The sequence below is a fragment of the Streptomyces sp. NPDC037054 genome (assembly GCF_055606745.1).
On sequence record NZ_JBVJSJ010000007.1, the window covers coordinates 237,550 to 257,938 of the forward strand.

Annotated in this window: 16 protein-coding genes; 6 read left to right on the forward strand and 10 right to left on the reverse strand. The window is 73.4% G+C overall.

Annotated elements, in window-relative coordinates:
- Positions 1-332 precede the first annotated feature (332 nt).
- A complete protein-coding gene (locus tag ACZ7D7_RS18970) occupies positions 333-773 on the forward strand; it encodes an SRPBCC family protein (protein WP_470825593.1) in 441 nt (146 codons plus the stop codon).
- Between the two features lie 21 nt (positions 774-794).
- Here the strand turns inward: ACZ7D7_RS18970 and ACZ7D7_RS18975 are convergent, their stop codons facing one another.
- The 5 genes from ACZ7D7_RS18975 to ACZ7D7_RS18995 form a co-directional block, all read right to left on the reverse strand.
- Complete coding sequence (locus ACZ7D7_RS18975; protein ID WP_470825594.1) at positions 795-1,946, reverse strand: XdhC family protein; 1,152 nt, start codon at positions 1,944-1,946, stop codon at positions 795-797.
- A 50-nt stretch (positions 1,947-1,996) separates the two neighbouring features.
- Entirely contained in the window at positions 1,997-3,454 is a 1,458-nt protein-coding gene (locus ACZ7D7_RS18980; RefSeq protein ID WP_470825596.1) for an NCS2 family permease, read from the reverse strand.
- Between the two features lie 171 nt (positions 3,455-3,625).
- Positions 3,626-6,022: a xanthine dehydrogenase family protein molybdopterin-binding subunit gene (locus ACZ7D7_RS18985; protein ID WP_470825597.1), complete on the reverse strand. Its 2,397-nt coding sequence runs from the start codon at positions 6,020-6,022 to the stop codon at positions 3,626-3,628.
- A gap of 2 nt (positions 6,023-6,024) precedes the next feature.
- Entirely contained in the window at positions 6,025-6,606 is a 582-nt protein-coding gene (locus ACZ7D7_RS18990) for a (2Fe-2S)-binding protein (RefSeq protein ID WP_470825598.1), read from the reverse strand.
- The gene (locus ACZ7D7_RS18995; protein ID WP_470825599.1) at positions 6,606-7,496 is read right to left on the reverse strand and encodes an FAD binding domain-containing protein; all 891 of its coding nucleotides are present in this window, start codon (positions 7,494-7,496) and stop codon (positions 6,606-6,608) included. The genes ACZ7D7_RS18990 and ACZ7D7_RS18995 overlap by 1 nt, the downstream gene beginning before the upstream one ends.
- Positions 7,497-7,853: 357 nt before the next feature.
- On the opposite strand from ACZ7D7_RS18995, the gene ACZ7D7_RS19000 reads away from it, so the two are divergent.
- Both ACZ7D7_RS19000 and ACZ7D7_RS19005 read left to right on the forward strand, forming a co-directional pair.
- On the forward strand, positions 7,854-9,527 hold the full coding sequence (locus tag ACZ7D7_RS19000; RefSeq protein ID WP_470825601.1) for a PucR family transcriptional regulator: 1,674 nt from the start codon (positions 7,854-7,856) through the stop codon (positions 9,525-9,527).
- Between the two features lie 153 nt (positions 9,528-9,680).
- Positions 9,681-10,463, forward strand: a complete 783-nt coding sequence (locus tag ACZ7D7_RS19005) for a hypothetical protein (protein WP_470825602.1) — start codon at positions 9,681-9,683, stop codon at positions 10,461-10,463.
- A gap of 374 nt (positions 10,464-10,837) precedes the next feature.
- On the opposite strand, the gene ACZ7D7_RS19010 is transcribed toward ACZ7D7_RS19005, so the two are convergent.
- Positions 10,838-11,662, reverse strand: a complete 825-nt coding sequence (locus tag ACZ7D7_RS19010; protein WP_470825603.1) for a GntR family transcriptional regulator — start codon at positions 11,660-11,662, stop codon at positions 10,838-10,840.
- 130 nt (positions 11,663-11,792) lie between these two features.
- Between ACZ7D7_RS19010 and ACZ7D7_RS19015 the strand changes: the two genes are divergently transcribed.
- Positions 11,793-12,623 (forward strand): (2Fe-2S)-binding protein, encoded by an 831-nt coding sequence (locus ACZ7D7_RS19015; RefSeq protein ID WP_470825604.1) that lies wholly within the window; start codon positions 11,793-11,795, stop codon positions 12,621-12,623.
- A gap of 297 nt (positions 12,624-12,920) precedes the next feature.
- Entirely contained in the window at positions 12,921-13,970 is a 1,050-nt protein-coding gene (locus ACZ7D7_RS19020) for a DUF2637 domain-containing protein (RefSeq protein ID WP_470825605.1), read from the forward strand.
- A gap of 125 nt (positions 13,971-14,095) precedes the next feature.
- On the opposite strand, the gene ACZ7D7_RS19025 is transcribed toward ACZ7D7_RS19020, so the two are convergent.
- Both ACZ7D7_RS19025 and ACZ7D7_RS19030 read right to left on the reverse strand, forming a co-directional pair.
- Positions 14,096-14,587 (reverse strand): ATP-binding protein, encoded by a 492-nt coding sequence (locus ACZ7D7_RS19025; protein WP_470825606.1) that lies wholly within the window; start codon positions 14,585-14,587, stop codon positions 14,096-14,098.
- A gap of 248 nt (positions 14,588-14,835) precedes the next feature.
- Complete coding sequence (locus tag ACZ7D7_RS19030; protein ID WP_470825608.1) at positions 14,836-15,459, reverse strand: hypothetical protein; 624 nt, start codon at positions 15,457-15,459, stop codon at positions 14,836-14,838.
- Positions 15,460-15,659: 200 nt separating this feature from the next.
- On the opposite strand from ACZ7D7_RS19030, the gene ACZ7D7_RS19035 reads away from it, so the two are divergent.
- Positions 15,660-17,042: a helix-turn-helix domain-containing protein gene (locus ACZ7D7_RS19035; protein ID WP_470825609.1), complete on the forward strand. Its 1,383-nt coding sequence runs from the start codon at positions 15,660-15,662 to the stop codon at positions 17,040-17,042.
- Between the two features lie 215 nt (positions 17,043-17,257).
- Here ACZ7D7_RS19035 and ACZ7D7_RS19040 read toward each other — a convergent pair whose 3' ends face one another.
- Both ACZ7D7_RS19040 and ACZ7D7_RS19045 read right to left on the reverse strand, forming a co-directional pair.
- Complete coding sequence (locus tag ACZ7D7_RS19040; RefSeq protein ID WP_470825611.1) at positions 17,258-19,000, reverse strand: pyruvate dehydrogenase; 1,743 nt, start codon at positions 18,998-19,000, stop codon at positions 17,258-17,260.
- Positions 19,001-19,097: 97 nt separating this feature from the next.
- Positions 19,098-20,363: a protein phosphatase 2C domain-containing protein gene (locus tag ACZ7D7_RS19045; protein ID WP_470825612.1), complete on the reverse strand. Its 1,266-nt coding sequence runs from the start codon at positions 20,361-20,363 to the stop codon at positions 19,098-19,100.
- Between the last annotated feature and the right edge of the window lie 26 nt (positions 20,364-20,389).

Here is a 20,389-nt window from a genome sequence, read left to right on the forward strand (position 1 = left end):
CTGTGGGACTCGGTTCCAGCGGGTGCCGCACCGCGGCTGTCTCAAACACTTGGAGACAACTGACCGCAAGGAGGGACGCTTTGCCACTCTTTGGAGTGATATGCGGGCATACGGTGAACGACTCAGGCCGCCGCGAACCGCGTGAACCAGCCAATCGTGCGGGCGATGCCCTCGTCCCAGCCGACGCGCGGTCGCCAGCCGAGCCGCTCACGGGCCGGCCGGGTGTCGGGGCGGCGGCGGGCGGGGCGGTGGGCAAGCCGGACGGGGCCGGTAGCCGGGCGGGGGGCTCTCGGGGCGGCGCGGGCGCGGGGGGCGTTCCCTACGATCGTGGCGTGGTCACCTTCCTCGTCGAACGCACCGCTCCCCTCCCGCTCGCCGAGGCCTGGCGCCGGCTCACCGAGTGGCCCCGGCACGGGGCCGTGGTCCCGCTGACGCGGGTCACGGTGGTCACGCCGCCGCCCACCGCCGTGGGCACGGTCTTCGTGGCCCGTACGGGGCTCGGCCCGCTGGCGTTCCCGGACCCGATGGAGGTGACGGTCTGGCGCCCGCCGCGGGGGGACGAGCCCGGTCTGTGCCGGCTGGAGAAGCGGGGCCGGGTGGTCGTGGGCTGGGCGGAGCTGGAGGTCCGGCCGGGGCCGGGCGGCCGGGCCCGGGTGCTGTGGCGGGAGGAGATCGGCGTGCGTTTCCTGCCGTCGCTGTTCGACGGCGTCCTGCGCGCCGTGGCCCGCCGGGTGTTCGGACGGGCGGCGAACCGCCTGCTCAGGATGGCGTGAGACGGGCCCGCCGCGACCTGTTCACGCGACCGAGTCGATGCGGCCCGTCGGCGGCCCGGGGGTGTCGTGGTGGATCGGGGTGTGGGCGCCCGTGAGGGACACGCCGGTGCCGCCGCGGCGACTGGCGACGATCTCCGCCGCGATCGACAGGGCCGTCTCCTCCGGCGTGCGGGCACCCAGGTCGAGGCCGATGGGCGAGCGCAGGCGGGCCAGCTCCAGCTCGGTGACGCCGACCTCGCGCAGCCGGCGGTTGCGGTCCAGGTGGGTGCGCCGGGAGCCCATCGCGCCGACGTACGCGACCGGCAGCCGCAGCGCCAGCTTCAGCAGCGGTACGTCGAACTTGGCGTCGTGGGTCAGCACGCACAGCACGGTGCGCGCGTCGACCCGCGTGCGCTCCAGGTACCTGTGCGGCCACTCGACGACGATCTCGTCGGCCTCCGGGAAACGCGGCCGGGTCGCGAACACGGGCCGCGCGTCGCACACCGTGACGTGATGGCCGAGGAACTTGCCGACGCGGACCAGGGCCGACGCGAAGTCGATCGCGCCGAAGACGATCATCCGGGGCGGCGGCACGGACGACTCGACCAGGACGGTGAGCGGCGCCCCGCACCGCGAGCCCTGCTCGCCGATCTCCAGGGTGCCGGTGCGGCCCGCGTCGAGGAACGCGCCCGCCTCCGCGACGACCGTGCGGTCCAGCTCCGGGTGGCCGCCGAGGCCGCCCTCGTGGGAGCCGTCGGGGCGCACCAGGATGGCGCGGCCGGTCAGTTCGGCGGGTCCCGACACGATCCGGGCGAGCGCGGCCGTGCCGCCGCCGGCGGCGGTCGCGAGGGCGGCGGCCACCACCGGGCGGGCGGGGTCGTCCGCCCGTACCGGGGTGACCAGGATGTCGATGACGCCGCCGCAGGTCAGGCCCACGGCGAAGGCGTCGTCGTCGCTGTAGCCGAAGCGTTCCAGGACGGTTTCGCCGTCCTGGAGCGCCTGCTCGCACAGGTCGTACACCGCGCCCTCCACGCAGCCGCCGGAGACCGAGCCGATGGCCGTGCCGTCGGCGTCCACCGCGAGCGCGGCGCCCGGCCGGCGGGGCGCGCTGCCGCCGACGGCCACGACGGTGGCGACGGCGAAGTCACGGCCCTGCTCGACCCACCGGTTGAGCTCCTCGGCGATGTCCAGCATCTGTCGGTTTCTCCTTAAGCAGCGGTTGTGCGGAGGGCGTCGCGGCGCGGCTAGTGCACGCCGAGCCAGCTCTCGATCGGGTTGAGGGCGAAGTACACCAGGAACACGGCCGTCAGGATCCACATGAAGGCGCCGATCTCGCGCACCTTGCCCTGCGCGGTCTTGATGGCGACGTAGGAGACGACGCCGGCGGCGACGCCGGTGGTGATGGTGTACGTGAACGGCATCAGGACGACCGTGAGGAACACCGGGACGGCGGTGGCCCGGTCGGCCCAGTCGACGTGCCGGGCGTTCATCAGCATCATCGCGCCGATGACGACCAGCGCGGCGGAGGCGACCTCCTGCGGGACGATCGCGGTGAGCGGGGTGAAGAACAGGCACGCCGCGAAGAACAGGCCGGTGACGACCGAGGCGAGTCCGGTGCGGGCGCCCTCGCCGACGCCGGTCGCCGACTCGATGAACACGGTCTGCCCGGAGCCGCCGGACACGCCGCCGATCGCGCCGCCCGCGCCGTCGATGAACAGCGCCTTTGACAGGCCCGGCATGCGGCCCTTGTCGTCGGCGAGTTTCGCCTCGGTGCCGACGCCGATGATGGTGGCCATCGCGTCGAAGAACCCGGCGAGCACGAGCGTGAACACGATCATGCCGACGGTCATCGCGCCGACCTCGCCCCAGCCGCCGAACTCTACGTCCCCGAAGAGGGAGAAGTCGGGCGCGGACACGGCGCTGCCGGGCAGTTCGGGCGCGCCGGCCGCCCACTGCTTGGGGTCGACCACGCCGGCGGCGTTCAGTACGGCCGCGACGACCGTGCCGCCGACGATGCCGATGAGGATGGCGCCGGGGACGTTGCGCGCCTGGAGCATGAAGATCAGCAGCAGGGTGCCGGAGAACAGCAGGACGGGCCAGCCCGCAAGCTCGCCGGCGGGGCCGAGCGTGACCGGGGTGGCCTCGCCCTGGTGGACGAAGCCGGACTTGTAGAAGCCGATGAGGGCGATGAACAGGCCGATGCCCATGGTGATGCCGTGCTTGAGCGCGAGCGGGATCGCGTTCATGATCATCTCGCGCAGGCCGGTGACGACCAGCAGCATGATGACGACGCCGTACATCACGCACATGCCCATGGCCTGCGGCCAGGTCATGGCGGGCGCGACCTGGGAGGCGAGCACTCCGGAGACGGAGAGGCCGGCGGCGAGGGCGAGCGGCACCTTGCCGACGAAGCCCATCAGCAGCGTGGTGAGGGCCGCCGCGAACGCGGTGGCGGTGATCAGGGCCTGCTGGCCGAGGGTGTTGCCGGCCGCGTCCTTGCCGGACAGGATCACCGGGTTGAGCAGCAGGATGTACGCCATCGCCATGAAGGTGGTGACGCCGCCGCGCACTTCGCGCGCGACCGTGGACCCGCGCGGGGATATGTGGAAGTACCGGTCGAGCCAGGACCTGCCGGCCGGGACGCGGGTGCCTTCGCCCGCGTCTTCGGCCGTCGTCCTGGGTTCCAGGGACTGTTGGGTCATGTGGGGCCTACTCCCAAGGTTCACAGGGACACCCGCCGAACGCCTTGGACGTCGCGGGATTTGGGATGGTGCTTCGGCCGCACGACCCGGGGGACGGCCCGAGACGAACGATGAAGTACTCCGGGCGGCGCGGGGAGTGTGTGACGTTCCGTGCGCCGCCCGGAGGGTCTGTCACGCGGTTCCGGTGAGGTGTTCCGGGCGTACCGGCGTGCGGTTGAGCTCCAGGCCCGTGGCGTCGCGGATGGCCGCCAGGACTGCCGGTGTGGACGACAGGGTGGGTGCCTCGCCGACGCCGCGCAGCCCGTACGGCGCGTGGTCGTCGGCGAGTTCGAGCACGTCGACGGGGATGGTCGGCGTGTCGAGGATGGTGGGGATGAGGTAGTCGGTGAAGGACGGGTTCTTCACCTTCGCCGTCTTGGGGTCGACGACGATCTCCTCCATGACCGCGACGCCGAGGCCCTGCGTGGTGCCGCCCTGGATCTGCCCGATGACGGACAGCGGGTTGAGGGCCTTGCCGACGTCCTGGGCGCAGGCCAGTTCGATGACCTTGACCAGGCCGAGTTCGGTGTCGACCTCGACGACGGCGCGGTGCGCGGCGAAGGAGTACTGGACGTGGCCGTTGCCCTGTCCGGTGCGCAGGTCGAAGGCCTCGGTCGGCCGGTGCCGCCACTCCTCCTCGACCTCGACGGCCTCGTCCTGAAGGACGTCCACGAGGTCGGCGAGGACCTCGCCGGCGTCGGTGACGACCTTGCCGCCCTCCAGCAGCAGTTCGGCCGTCGCCCAGGCGGGGTGGTAGGAGCCGAACTTGCGGCGCCCGATCTCCAGCACCCGCTCGCGGACGAGTTCGCAGGCGTTCTTGACGGCGCCGCCGGTGACGTACGTCTGGCGGGACGCGGACGTCGAACCGGCGCTGCCCACCTCCGTGTTGGCCGGGTGGATGGTGACCTGGGTGACGCCCAGCTCGGTGCGGGCGATCTGGGCGTGGACGGTGACGCCGCCCTGGCCGACCTCCGCCATGGCGGTGTGGACGGTCGCGACGGGCTCGCCGCCGACGACCTCCATGCGGACGCGGGCGGTGGAGTAGTCGTCGAAGCCCTCGGAGAAGCCGACGTTCTTGATGCCGACCGCGTAGCCGACGCCGCGGACGACGCCCTCGCCGTGCGTGGTGTTGGACAGGCCGCCGGGCAGCTGCCGTACGTCGGCGCCCTCGCTGGACTCCCACTGGCGCTCCGGCGGCATGGGCATCGCCTTGACGCGGCGCAGGAGTTCGGCGACGGGGGCGGGCGAGTCGACGGGCTGGCCGGTCGGCATGATCGTGCCCTGTTCCATGGCGTTGATCCGCCGGAACTCCACCGGGTCCATGCCGAGCTTCTTCGCCAGCTTGTCCATCTGCGCCTCGTAGGCGAAGCACGCCTGGACCGCGCCGAAGCCGCGCATGGCGCCGCAGGGCGGGTTGTTGGTGTAGAGGGCGATGGCCTCGATGTCGACGTCGTCCACGACGTACGGGCCGACGGACAGGGAGGAGGCGTTGCCGACGACGGCCGGGGAGGCGGAGGCGTAGGCGCCGCCGTCCAGCACGATGCGGCACTTGAGGTGGGTGAGCTTGCCGTCCTTGGTCGCGCCGTGCTCGTAGTACAGCTTGGCCGGGTGGCGGTGGACGTGGCCGAAGAAGGACTCGAAGCGGTTGTAGACGATCTTGACGGGTTTGCCGGTGCGCAGCGCCAGCAGGCAGGCGTGGATCTGCATGGACAGGTCCTCGCGGCCGCCGAACGCGCCGCCGACGCCGGCCAGCGTCATGCGCACCTTGTCCTCGGGCAGGCCGAGGACGGGCGCGATCTGGCGCAGGTCGGAGTGCAGCCACTGGGTGGCGATGTAGAGGTGGACGCCGCCGTCCTCCTCGGGCACGGCGAGGCCGGACTCGGGGCCGAGGAAGGCCTGGTCCTGCATGCCGAAGGTGTACTCGCCCTCGACGATCACGTCGGCACGCGCGCGTGCCGCCTCGACGTCGCCGCGCACGATGGGCTGGCGGTGCACGATGTTGGGGTGCGGGACGTGCCCGATGTGGTGGTCGTCGCGGTTCTCGTGGACGAGGATCGCGTCCGGCGCGGTCGCGGAGGCCTCGTCGGTGATGACGGGCAGCTCCCGGTACTCCACCTTGATCTTGGCGGCGGCGCGGCGGGCGGTCTCGGGGTGGTCGGCGGCGACGACGGCGACGGGCTCGCCGTGGTGGCGGACCTTGCCGTGCGCGAGGACCGGGGTGTCCTGGATCTCCAGGCCGTAGTTCTTCACGTCCGTCGGCAGGTCGTCGTACGTCATGACGGCGTACACGCCGGGGGTGGCGAGGGCCTCGGCCGTGTCGATGGAGACGATCTCGGCGTGCGCGACGGTGGAGCGCAGGATCTGGCCCCAGAGCATGTCCTCGTGCCACATGTCGGACGAGTACGCGAACTCGCCGGTGACCTTGAGGGTGCCGTCCGGGCGGAGCGTGGACTCGCCGATGCCGCCCTTGGTCTGCGACCCCTGGGTGATCTTGGTGGGGGTGCCGTTGGGGGAAGTGGGGGAAGCCATGGTCAGACCGCCTCTGACTGCCGGGCGGCCGCGAGGCGGACCGCGTCCATGATCTTCTCGTAGCCGGTGCAGCGGCACAGGTTGCCCGAGAGCGCCTCACGGATGTCGGCGTCGCTCGGGTTCGGGTTGCGCTCCAGCATCTCGTCGGCGGCGACCAGCAGGCCGGGCGTGCAGAAGCCGCACTGGACGGCGCCGGCGTCGATGAACGCCTGCTGGATCGGGGAGAGTTCGGTGCCCTCGCCGGTGCGGGAGTCCTGGCCCTTGGCGGCCCAGCCCTTCGCCTCGTCGAGCGAGGTGCCGCCGCAGGCGCCGCTCGCGCAGCCCTCGGCGCGCTGCTTGGCGAAGTCGGCGAGGCCCTCGACGGTGACGACGTCGCGGCCCTCGACCTGGCCGGCGGCGACGAGACAGGAGCACACCGGGACGCCGTCGAGACGGACGGTGCAGGAGCCGCACTCGCCCTGCTCGCAGGCGTTCTTGGAGCCGGGCAGGCCGAGCCGCTCGCGCAGCACGTACAGCAGGGACTCGCCCTCCCACACGTCGTCGGCCTCCTGCGGACGTCCGTTGACAGTGAAGTTGACGCGCATTACGCAGCTCCCTCGGTGGTGCGGCGGGCGCCGCGATAGGACTCCCAGGTCCAGGTCAGCGTGCGGCGTGCCATGACGCCGACCGCGTGGCGGCGGTAGCTCGCGGTGCCCCGGACGTCGTCGATCGGGTTGCAGGCGGCGGCGCACAGGTCCGCGAACTGCTTGGCGACCGACGGGGTGATGATCTTCCCGTTGTCCCAGAAGCCGCCGTCCTCGAGCGCCGCGTTCAGGAACTCCTCGGCGGCCTTGGCCCGGACGGGCGTGGGCGCGGCCGAGCCGATGCCGGTCCGCACGGTCCGGGTCTCGGGGTGCAGGGCGATCCCGAAGGCGCACACGGCGATGACCATGGCGTTGCGGGTGCCCACCTTGGAGTACTGCTGGGGCCCGTCCGCCTTCTTGATGTGGACGGCGCGAATGAGCTCGTCGGACGCGAGGGCGTTGCGCTTCACGCCGGTGTAGAAGTCGTCGATGGGGATGCGGCGGGCACCGCGCACCGACTCGACCTCGACCTCGGCGCCCGCGGCGAGGAGGGCCGGGTGGGCGTCGCCCGCCGGGGAGGCGGTGCCGAGGTTGCCGCCGACGCCGCCGCGGTTGCGGATCTGCGGGGAGGCGACGGTGTGGGAGGCCAGGGCCAGGCCCGGCAGCTCGGCGCGCAGGTGGTCCATGATCTTCGTGTACGGCACCGAGGCGCCGAGCCGTACGCTCTCCTCGCCGACCTCCCACTCGTACAGGTCGCCGACCCGGTTCAGGTCCAGCAGGTACTCGGGCCGGCGGTGGTCGAAGTTGATCTCGACCATCACGTCGGTGCCACCCGCAATCGGCACAGCGGTGGGGTGCTCGGCCTTCGCGGCGAGCGCCTCCTCCCAGCTGGCGGGGCGAAGGAAGTCCATGACCGGCTCTCTTCTTCGTCTCGTGGGTCGTCCAGATCGAGCCAATCCGTGTGCGGCGGGCGAGGCTCGTTCCTGTGCTGTTGACGCCAAGTGGGGTCAGTACACAGCGCCGTACTCCACCGGGGTCAGTCACGGAAACCATGAAGGAGTTGGCTGGCCAGGCAGGCCATCTTGTAGATTCGTATGAACGGAGGTCCTCGGAAACCTCCGCGTTCTCCTGTGGAAACGCGAGAAAACCCCGCGTGACCTGGAACACGCGTCGGCAGACGGCGAGCCCGGCTCGCCCGCCGCCGGAGGGGCCCGCACCCCCACTCCCCACCCCACGCACATTCGAGACAAAGAACGGCGGCGACGAGAATGCGGCTGCGCGCACTGCTGGACACCGACGCGCTGGGCCTCAAGCTGCTCGGCGGCGAGGACGAGCTGGACCGCACCCTGCGGGGCGTGATGACCACCGACCTGCGGGACCCGAGCCGCTATCTGTCGGGCGGTGAGCTGGTGCTCACGGGCCTGGCCTGGCGCCGGGACGCGGCGGACTCCGAGCCGTTCGTGCGGATCCTGGCGCAGGCCGGGGTGGCCGCCCTGGCGGCCGGCGAGGCGGAGCTCGGCGACGTCCCGGAGGACCTGATCGCGGCCTGCGAACGCCACCGCCTCCCGCTGTTCGCGGTGCACGAGTCGGTCGCGTTCGCGACGATCACCGAGCACGTCGTGCGGCAGGTGTCCGGCGAGCGCGCCGGGGACCTCGCGGCCGTCGTGGACCGGCACCGCCGCATGATGACCTCCGGCCCGGCGGGCGGCGGCCCGGACGTCGTCCTGGACCTGCTCGGCTCCGACCTGGACCTGCGGGCCTGGGTGCTGTCCTCGACCGGGCGGCTCATCGCGGGCCCCAAGGTGGCGGGCCCGGCGCTGCCCGCGGACGTGTGCGGCCGGCTGGCGGCCGAGCACCTGTCGGCGACCCGCACGGGCCGGCGCGCCCCGCACCGCGTGCTGCCGGCCGGCACGACGTACTCGCTGTTCCCGATCCGCAGCACGGGCCGCGCCCCGCAGGCGGCCCAGGACGTCCGTGAGACGGTCCTGTCGGACTGGCTGCTCGCCGTGGAGGCGGACGCGGGCGACTGGCCGGAGGAGCGCCTCGACCTCGTGTACGGCGTCACGCAGCTGATCTCGGTCGAGCGGGACCGCCGGGACGCCGCCCGCACGGTCCGCCGCCGGCTGGCGCAGGAGGTGCTGGAGCTGGTGCAGACGGGCGCGGCGCCGGCCGAGATCGCGGCGCGCCTGAGGGTCGCCGCGCCGGTCCTGCTGCCCGGACTGGGCGCGGCACCGCACTGGCAGGTCGTGGTGGCCCGCGTCGACTGGCAGGACGGCGACGTCCAGGAGGGCCCGGCGGCGCAGTCGCTGCTGGAGGAGATCCTCGTCGACCCGCTGTCGACGGGCCCGGAGCCCTCCGACCGGATCGCGGTGGCCCACGCGGGCGAGGAGGCGGTGGCGCTGGTGCCGCTGCCGGCCGTGTCCGCCGAGCACGACGGCTCGGAGAGCGGGATCGTCGCCGACACGCTGCTGGAGTCCGTACGGGACCCGCTCTCGGCGGGCCTAGGCGAGGAGGGCCGCGTCACGCTGGGCGTCAGTGCGGCGGTCCACTCGGCGGAGGGCCTGCGCGGCGCCCTGGAGGAGGCCCGGCACGCCAGACGCGTCGCCGCGGCCCGGCCGGGCCGGGTCTGCGCCGCGGGCCACCAGGAACTCGCCTCCCACGTCCTGCTGCTCCCATTCGTCCCGGACGACGTGCGCCGCGCCTTCACCGCCCGCCTGCTGGACCCGCTGCGCGACTACGACCGGCGCCACCGCGCGGAACTGATCCCGACCCTGGAGGCGTTCCTCGACTGCGACGGCTCCTGGACCCGCTGCGCGACCCGGCTGCACCTGCACGTCAACACGCTGCGCTACCGCGTCGGGCGAATCGAGCAGTTGACGGGTCGTGACCTGGCGCGTCTGGAGGACAAGCTGGACTTCTTCCTGGCGTTGCGCATGAGCTGAAACCACTCGGAAGTGGCACGACGGGCCACGGCGGACCCCCGCCGTAGCCCAACTTTGTGAATTCCTTCACCCACCCTCTTGGCCGGGCCGGGCGATTCGTGCTGAGATGCCGCCACCACTCAACAGCTCGATGGCGTGCTCGGGGAGGGCAACGTGGCGCATACCGCCATGTCTGGTAACGGAACGACCGCCGGTGACGATCCACTCCAGACCGCGGTATGGCGGCTGCGCTCACGCGCATGCTGGGCCGACGCGGCAGCCCTGCTGACACCGGACACCCCGGCGTCCGCGCTGCAGCGGGCCGCGCTGCTGGTGGAGCGGTGCCTGTTCACCGAGCAGGGCTGGGAGGAGGCGGAGGACGCGCTGCGCACCGCCGAGGCGCTGGCCCACACCGACGAGGAGCGCGGGGCGGCGGCCTGCGAACGGGGGCAGCTGGCGTACGCGTCGACGCTGCACACGGTGCGGGACCGCGCCGACGAGGCGCGGGCTGCGCTGGGCCGGGCGGCAGCCCTGATTCCGCCGGGTTCGCCCGGGCGGGCGCTGCTGGACTTCCGCCGCGGACTGCTCGCCGAGAACCTGACGCGCTCCCCGCAGGCCGCGCGGGCCGCGTACCGCAGGGCGCACGCGGGGGCGACGGCGCACTCCGACGCGCTGCTGCTCTCCTTCACGTGGCGGCACCTCGCGGGACTCGCCCTGCGGGACGGGGAGTTGGCGGAGGCACGGCACGGCTTCGCGGAGTCCCTGCGCATCCGGGAGGAACTGGGCTACCTGGTCGGCACGGCACCGGCGCTCGCGTCCCTCGCGGACGCCGAGCCGGAACCGGAGGCGACCCGCCTCCGCGAGGAGGCCCGCCGCCTCTTCCGCCTCCTGGGCGGCGTCCCCACCTGGCTCTCCCGCCAACTGGCCCTGCCGGCACCGGATGCGGGGGCGGCGTAGCCGCTGCGACCCGACGTCGGGACGAACGAGGGTGGGACGCGCCGCCCGGCAATGACGGGGTGCCGCCCGCTGCGGGACGACTGCCCGCGGCTTGCGGCGGGAGCGACCGCCGGGCCGCACTCGCCTACGGCGGGAAGGGGACGTGGCGGGGGGTGTCCGCCCGCAGCGGACGGCGCGTCAACAGAGTCGAGCCTCTTGAGACACCTGACCCGCGCCGTTCCGAGGACGGACACCCCCCGGCGCGGCCCCGACCCACCACCGGACCGCAGGCGCGACGCGCACCCCCACCGAACCCGCTCAGGCCGCCGCAGGCATCCGCACCCCAGCCGAGAGCAGCCCGGCCCAGCCGGCCCAGTCAAAACCCAGCGGACGCGTCACGCGCCCGCGAAGTGCTCCCGCACCAGTTCCCGCACCACGTCCAGGTCGCGTGCGATCAACGCGTCCAGGAGGGCCGTGTGCTGGGCCGCGTCCGCCACCAGGTCCGCCCGGCCCCGGGTCGCCGGTCCGCTCAGCACCGGCCACTGCGAACGCCGGTGCAAGTCCTCCGCGATCTGGAGCAGTTGACCGTTCCCGGCCAGCGACAGCACCGCCCGGTGGAACGCCCGGTCCACCTCCCCGTACGACGCCGCGCACCCCGACGACGCCGCCCGCACCGTCGACTCCGCGAGCGGCCGCAGCTCCGCCCACCGCTCCGCCGGCACCGTCCGCGCCAGTCGCAGCATCACCGGCACCTCGATCAGCGCCCGCACCTCGGCCAGCTCCGCCAACTCCCGCGCGCCCCGCACCACGACCCGGAACCCCCGGTTCGGCACCACCTCGACGGCGCCTTCCAGCGCCAGCTGCTGCATGGCCTCCCGCACCGGCGTGGCCGACACCCCGAACCGTTCACCGAGCACCGGCGCCGAGTACACCTCCCCCGGCCGCAGCTCCCCCGAGACCAGCGCGGTCCGCAGCGCGTCCAGGATCTGCCCGCGCACGGACGACCGCTGCACCCGCGTGACGGCCTGCTCACCGTGCGTGTGCTCCCCGCGAGCGGAGTCCTGGACGCCGGCCGGGCCCCCGGCGGGGCCGCTCCGCCCCGCCGTCCGGTCCACGTCCGCCGCCCCCGGCTGGAGCGGCACCCGTACGACGGGCTCGGCGGAGCCCTGCACACCCTGCGTCACGGGTCCTCCTCCGGGCTTGTCGGCACTTGGGATCATTGCGGCGGGGATGTGACCCGCTCGGGAGCACGATAGGCGTACAGGCGGTCAGTTCACATCCCCACGATCTCCGCTAAGGTAAGCCTTACCTTCAGCACGCCCGAAGACGTCGCGGATCGGTGGTCCTCGTATGCCTGTGTTCCGTTCACCCCTCACGGAGGCGTACACCCGCCTGACCGAGGCGTTCCCGGGCCTGGCGATCACGGAACGGACCCCCGGGGCGCCCGCCGTCACCACCGCCGCCCTCGCCACCGACCCCGCCGCCCTCGACGCCTTCCTCGCCCACGACGAGGCGCAGACCTTGCGTGACTACGGCCACCGCGCCCGCCCCGACGTGGTCGCCAGCTTCGGCCTGCACCGCTACGCCTGGCCGGCCTGCCTGCTGATCACCGTCCCCTGGTTCCTGAGCCGCCGCGTCCCCCGCTACCCCGTGACGCACGTCGCGTACGACCGCACGGCCCCCGGCCTGTCCGTCGGCCGCATGACGGTCCTGCCGACGGACTTCGCCTGCCTCCCCGGCGACCCGGCGGCCGCCCTGCCGGGCGCGCGCGTCGTCCCCGACGAGGAGGCGCTGCGCGCGGAGGTGCGGGCCGCGGTCGCCGAGCACCTCGAACCGGTCCTCGCGGCCTTCGGCCCCCGCATGCGCCGCCGCGGCCGGGCCCTGTGGGGCATGGCGACCGACGAGATCGTCGAGGGCCTCTGGTACGTCGCCCACCTCTTCGGCGAGGAGGAGCGGGCGATGCGCGAACTGGAGCTGCTGCTGCCGGGCGCGACGAAGCCGTACGCCGGGGCGGCGGGCTTCCGGGAGCTGACCGGCCCGAACGGCGAGTCACTGCCGACCCGGGACCGGGCGAGCTGCTGCATGTTCTACACGGTGCGCCCCGAGGACACGTGCGCCACCTGCCCGCGCACCTGCGACGCGGACCGCATCACCAAACTCCTGGCGACGACGGCCGCCTGACGAGGGATCACCCCACGTCGCCCCGGTCACCACACGGACGCCCCGGGGCCGCTGGGATTCGGCCACGGCTGCTTCACATCTCCCTCACCAACCGCAGCAATTTTCCATGGAACCACCCGCACGGGTAGTCTTATTCGAACTCAACTCCCGCCCCTCAAGCGGCAGTTCGAGCAGATCGCTGCCCTGGGCATCCCCTTGCACCTCCTTGGCGGCCTCTTGCCCCGAAACCCCCTGAGGGCCGGTGGGTTTGGGCCACTATGGCGGGCGTTACGCCCTATCCCAATGCAAGGGACCCAGATGAGACTGACCGACATATCGCTGAACTGGCTGCTTCCGGGCGCCGTGCTGCTCCTGGGCATGCTGGCGGCGGTGGCGGTGCTCGCCCACGGCAAGCGCTCCTCGGGGAAGGACACGAGCGCGGACGACTCGTGGGAGCGCAGCGAGGAGCGCCGCAGGCGCAAGGAGGCCCTCTACGGCACGGCCTCCTACGTCCTTCTTTTCTGCTGTGCGGCGGTGGCCGCGGCACTCTCCTTCCACGGACTGGTCGGCTTCGGCCGGCAGAACCTGAACCTGTCCGGCGGCTGGGAGTACCTCGTGCCGTTCGGCCTGGACGGCGCGGCGATGTTCTGCTCCGTGCTCGCGGTGCGCGAGGCCAGCCACGGTGACGCGGCGCTCGGCTCCCGGATACTGGTGTGGACGTTCGCGGGTGCCGCCGCGTGGTTCAACTGGGTGCACGCACCCCGGGGTCTGGGCCACGACGGCGCCCCGCACTTCTTCGCCGGCATGTCCCTGTCCGCGGCGGTGCTGTTCGACCGCGCTCTGAAGCAGACCCGCCGGGCCGCGCTGCGCGAGCAGGGCCTGGTGCCGCGTCCGCTGCCGCAGATCCGCGTGGTCCGCTGGCTGCGGGCGCCGCGTGAGACGTACAAGGCGTGGTCGCTGATGCTCCTGGAGGGCGTGCGCAGCCTGGACGAGGCGGTCGAGGAGGTCCGCGACGACAAGCGCCGCAAGGACCAGGAGCGCATGCGGCGCCGGGAGGCGCAGCGCATGGAGCGCGCGCAGCTGAAGGCGATCAGCCGGGGCCACCGCACCTTTCCGGGCCGCGGCGGGCGCCAGGTGGAGGTGGAGGTACAGGTGGAGCGCGACTCCGACCGGGTCTCCGCGGAGCCTGCCATAGCGGCTTCCACGCCGGAGCAGTTGCCCGTGCGCTCGCGTCCCTCCCTTCAGCCCGTGCGCGGCGCCTCTGACCCCGTGACCGTCGACCTCACCGCGGAGGACGACACCATGGCACTGCCGCGGCTCGACTCCCTGGAGCGCAAACTCAAGGACCTGGAGCAGCAGTTCGGCTGAGCCGGACGGGCTCCGAGGTGACCTGCACGGCTCCGGGCGGAAACGAGCACCACGGGGCGGGGCGCGGCCTGTACGGGCCGCGCCCCGCCCCGTTGGCGTATGCCCCGCCTGCCCCGTCGGGCGGTTCAGGCGGCTCCCGCGTCGAGTTCGAACCACACGGCCTTGCCCACGCCGTGCGGCCGGACTCCCCAGGCGTCGGCGAGGGACTGCACGAGGACGAGGCCCCGGCCGCCGGTCCGTTGCGCACCGTCGTCGGCGTACGGTACGCAGGGCCTCGGCCGGCCCGCCACGAAGTCCCTGACCTCCACGCGGAGTCCGCCCGGCCGGACCGTCGCGGTGAGGACCGCGTCGTCGTCGGTGTGGACGAGGGCGTTGGTGACGAGTTCGCTGGTGAGCAGCTCCGCTATCTCGGATCGTCCGGGCCTGCCCCACTGGCGCAACAGCTCGCGCAGCGCCCTGCGGGCCTCCGGCACGGCCCTCAGGTCCGCCCGCCCGAGTCTGCGTCTGAGCTGAGGTGCGGTGGCGCGCTCCGGGTCACCGCCGGCCGTCTCCTCCACGGTCTGTGCCGAGGAGACCGCGGCCGCTGCCGGAAACCCACCTCGTAACTGCCTCTTCATGATCCCCCGCGCGGCGATGGTCGGTTCCCTCCTGCTCGAACAGGTACACGGGGATCCTTGCCCGATCGGGCACGGGACAGTCATGCGGAATGGTGAACGCCGCACGGCGTGGGCCCAACTGGCCAGTGACACCTGCCGATCCGGTCGTAGGGAAACCTCCGCCCCGAGGCCCTTCGACGCGGACGTCGGGGCGGGGGCTCCCTCCCGTCCCCCGGGGCGGGAGGGAGCCCCCGCAGGGGGGCGCGCGGTCAGTACAGCTTGTCGACCGCGGCGGTGGTCGTGTCGCGGAACGCGGCGACCGGCGCGTCGTCGAAGTCGCCGATCTGCGACCAGTCCACGACGGTGACGGTCCGGTCGTCCCTGCCCACGGAGATCAGACGGATGTCGTTCGCGCCCCACGAGGTCCGCGTGTGCAGGCCGTAGACGTGGGCCCCCTCCTCGACCGCGACGGGCCCGTGGTCCTCCAGCGCCGCCTCCACCTCGGGGTCCGCCCCGACGCGCTCCGGGCAGGAGCGGATCTCTTGGTCGATGCGCGCGGCCAGGGCCCCGGCCTTGGTGGCGCTCTTCGCGACGACGGTCAACTGACGTGCGGTGGTGTCGAGTTCGGTCCAGAAGTCCCGGTACCGCGAGCCGTCGGCGGGCAGCACCCGCTCCAGGCAGAGCAGCAGCTCGACGGGGACGCCGTCGGTGACCGCGCCGGCGCTCCAGGCGGAGTACGGGTGCGGCGGCAGGTCGGCGGCGGAGAGGAACGTGGGCGCTGGGGCGGCGGCGGGCGCGGCACCGGCCGGCGCGGTGACGGTGAGCGTCGTGGCGGCGGCGAGTACGGCGGCGGCGCAGGCGGTGAGTGTGCCGACGCGGAGGCGTTCGGGCATGCGTGTCCCCCCGGACGTGAGAGCGTGATGGTGTGTCACCCGACCGGCGGTCGGCGTGACTCCAAGAGCATCGGCGGTCACGGCGGGGCGGCGCAACGGCCGTTGCCCGACCGGCGTGGGTGGAACCGTCCCAGGCCGTCCGACGTGCGGATACATGAGGTGCCTGGGACGCCGTCCCGGGACGGGGAGGGACACGGGGCGTGGTGGGGTCGGAACGGCGGGACGAGGTCGAGGAGTTCGCGGCACTGCTGCGGAGGCTGAAGGAGCGGACGGACCGCAGCTACGGCTCGCTGGCCCGCCGCCTGCACATGAACACCTCGACGCTGCACCGCTATTGCGCGGGCGAGGCGGTCCCGGTCGACTTCTCGCCGGTGGAGCGCTTCGCGGCGCTGTGCGGAGCGACGGCCGAGGAGCGCCTGGAACTGCACCGCCACTGGATGGCGGCGGCCGCGGCCCGCCGCCGCGCACAGAAGGGCCCGGCTGCCGGGCCCCCATCCGAGCAGCCCACAGAACCCGAGCAGTCCACGGAACCGCCGGAACCGCCGGAGGACCCGAAGCCCTCGAACGACACGAACGACACGGACGGCTCGGGCAGCACGGCGGAGCCCGACACCACGAAGGACACAGCCGCCGCAAGCGCCTGGTACCGCCGGCGCCGCACCGCCGTGGCCGCCGCCGCGTCCGCCACACTGCTCGTCGCGCTCGGCGGGCTCTCCGCCCTGTCGGCGAACCGCACCCCGGCGGACGACGGCACGCGGGCCGCCGCCCCCTCCGGACCGGCCGCCACCCCGCACGCCCGGCCCGGACCGTCGGACGCGCCGCGCGGCGGCCCCTCCCCCGGCGCCCGCACGGGCACCCCCTCGGCCGCGGACGGCGCCGAGCGGCCCACGCCCCAAGCGGGCCGCGGCGACAGCGACCGGCACACCGCGCAACCGAAGGAAACCACCAGCGCTCCCGCCACCGGGACGCCCCTCACCTGGACCGCCGACTCGCACGTCTGGGCGGGCGGTTGCGGCCACGACTACGTCGTCCGCAAGCCGCCCTCGCAGGTCCCGCCGCCCCCGGCGCCGCAGGACGCCGCGACGTGGGCGGCGACGCAGGGGGCGGTGCACGGCAGGGAGACGATGGTGGAGGTCTCGGTGCAGGGCAGGTCGTCCACGGCCGTCGTCCTGGAAGCCCTCCGCGTCCGCGTCGTCGGGCGGGCGGACCCCGTGCAGGGGTCCGTCTACGCGATGGACCAGGGCTGCGGGGGTTCGATCACGCCCCGGCACTTCGCAGTCGACCTGGACAAGGACCGGCCGATCGCCCGCCCGGTCGACGGCAACGACGCGGGCACGCCGATCCCGGCGGTGCGCCTGCCGTACCGGGTGTCGGCCGAGGACCCGGAGGTGCTGCTGGTGACGGCGCGGACCGGTGGCTGCGACTGCCGCTGGTACCTGGAACTGGACTGGTCGTCGCAGGGCCGCACCGGCACCGTCCGGGTGGACGACGACGGCCGCCCGTTCCGCACCAGCGCCGTCGAGGGGCTGCCGCGCCACCTGTACGACACGTCGACGCGGGCGTGGACGGCGTACACGCCGTAGAAGGCGGCGAGGGCCCTAGGGGGTGTCTGACAAATGAGCGCGGGAGAAGGAGCGGTGTCTGGTGCGTGCGATCGCAAGGCGCCGGAGCGTCCTCGATGGGGGTGCCCCCGAGCAAGCGAAGCCGAGCTTGGGGGAGGAGCCACGTGGGCGGTTCGGCAACGCCGCGAGCGCGCGTGCCAGGCGCCGCGACGCCGCGGGCATTTGTCAGACACCCCCTACGGCCGTGGCACGTTGCGCAGGTTGGAGCGGGCCATCTGGACCATGCGGCCCACGCCGCCGTCCAGCACGATCTTCGAGGCGGACAGGGCGAAGCCGGTCACCATCTCGGCGCTGATCTTCGGCGGGATGGACAGGGCGTTGGGGTCGGTGACGACGTCCACGAGGGCGGGGCCCTTGTGCTTGAAGGCCTCCTTGAGCGCCCCGGCGAGCTGCTTGGGCTTCTCGACGCGGATGCCGTGGGCGCCGCAGGCGCGGGCGACGGCGGCGAAGTCGGGGTTCTTGTTGGTGGTGCCGTAGGACGGCAGACCGGCGACCAGCATCTCCAATTCGACCATGCCGAGGGAGGAGTTGTTGAACAGGACGACCTTCACGGGCAGGTCGTACTGGACGAGGGTGAGGAAGTCGCCCATCAGCATGCTGAATCCGCCGTCGCCGGACATGGCGACGAACTGCCGTCGGCGGTCGGTGAAGTGGGCGCCGATCGCCATGGGCAGCGCGTTCGCCATGGAGCCGTGGGAGAAGGAGCCGATGACGCGGCGCCGCCCGTTGGGCGAGATGTAGCGGGCGGCCCATACGTTGCACATGCCGGTGTCGACGGTGAACACGGCGTCGTCGTCGGCGAGTTCGTCGAGGACGGCCGCCACGTACTCGGGGTGGATCGGGACGTGCTTGTCGACCTTGCGGGTGTAGGCCTTGACGACGCCCTCCAGCGCGTCGGCGTGCTTCTTGAGCATCTTGTCGAGGAACCGGCGGCTCTTCTTCACCTTCACGCGCGGGGTGAGGCAGCGCAGGGTCTCCCGCACGTCGCCCCACACGGCGAGGTCGAGCCGGGAGCGCCGGCCGAGGTTCTCGGGCCGGACGTCCACCTGGGCGATCTTGACGTCGTCGGGGAGGAAGGCGTTGTACGGGAAGTCGGTGCCGAGCAGGATCAGCAGGTCGCACTCGTGGGTGGCCTCGTAGGCGGCGCCGTAGCCGAGCAGCCCGCTCATCCCCACGTCGAAGGGGTTGTCGTACTGGATCCATTCCTTGCCGCGCAGGGCGTGCCCCACCGGGGACTTGATCTTCTCGGCGAACTCCATGACCTCGGCGTGCGCGCCGGCCGTGCCGCTGCCGCAGAACAGGGTGACCTTGTCCGCGTCGTCGATCATGCGGACGAGGGCGTCGATCTCGGCGTCGCCGGGCCGGACCGTGGGCCGGGAGGTGACCAGGGCGGTCTCGGCGGCGCCCTCGGGGGCTGGCCGGTCGGCGATGTCGCCGGGCAGGGAGACGACGCTGACGCCGGAGCGGCCGACGGCGTTCTGGATGGCGGTGTGCAGCAGCCGGGGCATCTGCTGGGGGTTGGAGATCAGCTCGCTGTAGTGGCTGCACTCGCGGAACAGCTGGTCGGGGTGGGTCTCCTGGAAGTAGCCGAGGCCGATCTCGCTGGACGGGATCTGCGAGGCGAGCGCGAGCACCGGGGCCATCGAGCGGTGGGCGTCGTACAGGCCGTTGATGAGGTGCAGGTTGCCGGGGCCGCAGGAGCCGGCGCACGCCGCCAGCTTGCCGGTGATCTGGGCCTCGGCGCCGGCGGCGAACGCGGCGGTCTCCTCGTGCCGGACGTGGATCCAGTCCATGGACCGGTGCCGGCGCACGGCGTCGACCACCGGGTTCAGGCTGTCGCCGACGACGCCGTAGAGGCGTTCGACTCCGGCGCGGGCGAGGATGTCGACGAACTGTTCGGCGACGTTCTGCTTGGCCATGGCTGCGTGTGCCCCTTCGGTCGCTCGGTCGCTCGGTGCGAGGCGCCCGCCCGTCGCGGGGCCCTTCCCGACTTCCATGGAGGCACAGCGAGCGGCGTTACGCCTCCCACACGGCGGCGGCCGTACGGTCGTCGGCGTAGCCCTTGACCCTCACCTGGGTGTCGGCGAGGAACCCGGCGAGGCCGGGCGGGGTGGGGCCGGACCACCGCTCGGTGAGGTACGCGGCCAGGTCGGGTTCGCCGCGCAGCGGCTCGGCGAGGCCCGCGGTGCACAGCAGCAGCGTGTCACCCGGGCGGGCCAGGGAGGCGCGGAACCGGAACGGCTCGCGGGGCGGCCCCGGCGCCGGTTCGTACGGGCTGGGCGGGGTGGGTATGCCGAGGTCCAGGGTGAGGCGGTCGCCGTCGGGGGTCTCGGCGGGCGGCGAGCCGAAGCCGACGACTCCTTCGCCGACGGCGTCGGTGACGCGCGGTTCGATGTCCTGCCACCGCCCGTCCCGCAGCCGGAACAGGCCGCCCTCACCGACGCCGAAGAACACGCGGGTGCGGCACGCGGGGTCGGCAGGCAGCAGCAGGCAGCGCAGGCTCGCCGTGTAGGCCTCCGGCCGGACGCCCTGCTCGGCGGCTCCGGCGCGGAGCCTGCCCAGGCCGCGGTCGGTGAGCCGGTGCAGGCCCGACTTCAGGTCGCCGCGCCTGGCCGCCCGCAGGTCCTCGGCGAGCCGGACGTGGCTGCGGCCGACGGCCCGGCCGATCCAGTGGCAGACCTCGGCGGCGGCGCGGTGCGCGCCGGGCGTGCCCCGGGCGCCGGTGGCCATCGCGACCAGTACCAGCGCCTGGTCGCCGGTGCCGAACCGGGCGGTGAGCAGGAAGTCGCGGCGCGGCTCGCCCCGGAACCGCGCCGAGTCGCCGCGCACGGAGGCGGCGCGCAGCGTGCAGGTGCCGTACCGGGCGCCGTCCAGCACCGTGTCGGGCACGAGGTCGGTGAGCGCGTCGGGGTCGGCGGGCGGCAGGGCGGAGGGCTCGGCGTCGTAGGTGGGCGGGCGGGGCCCGACGTAGTCCGGGCCGGGGCGGTCGGGCGGCGGTACGAGGACGTCGTCGGAGGGCGGCCGGGACGCCGGGACCGACGCGCCGGGCGGCTCCGGGTCCGGCGGCTCCACGACGGGCCGGACGGCGCCGGTCGTGGCGGTCGTGCGGTCGCTGGGCGGCCGGGCCGTGGTCCCGGTGCCGACCGTGCCGGCCGCCGAGGCGAACCGGTCGTCCAGTGAGTCGGGCGCGGGCGCGGGGCCCGTGTCGCCGGTGGCGTCGTCGTACAACTCCCGCCACCAGTCGTCCTCGTGTCCGGTGGGACTTCCCCCCTGCTGGCTCATGCCCTCGATTGTCCACCGGCCGGGCG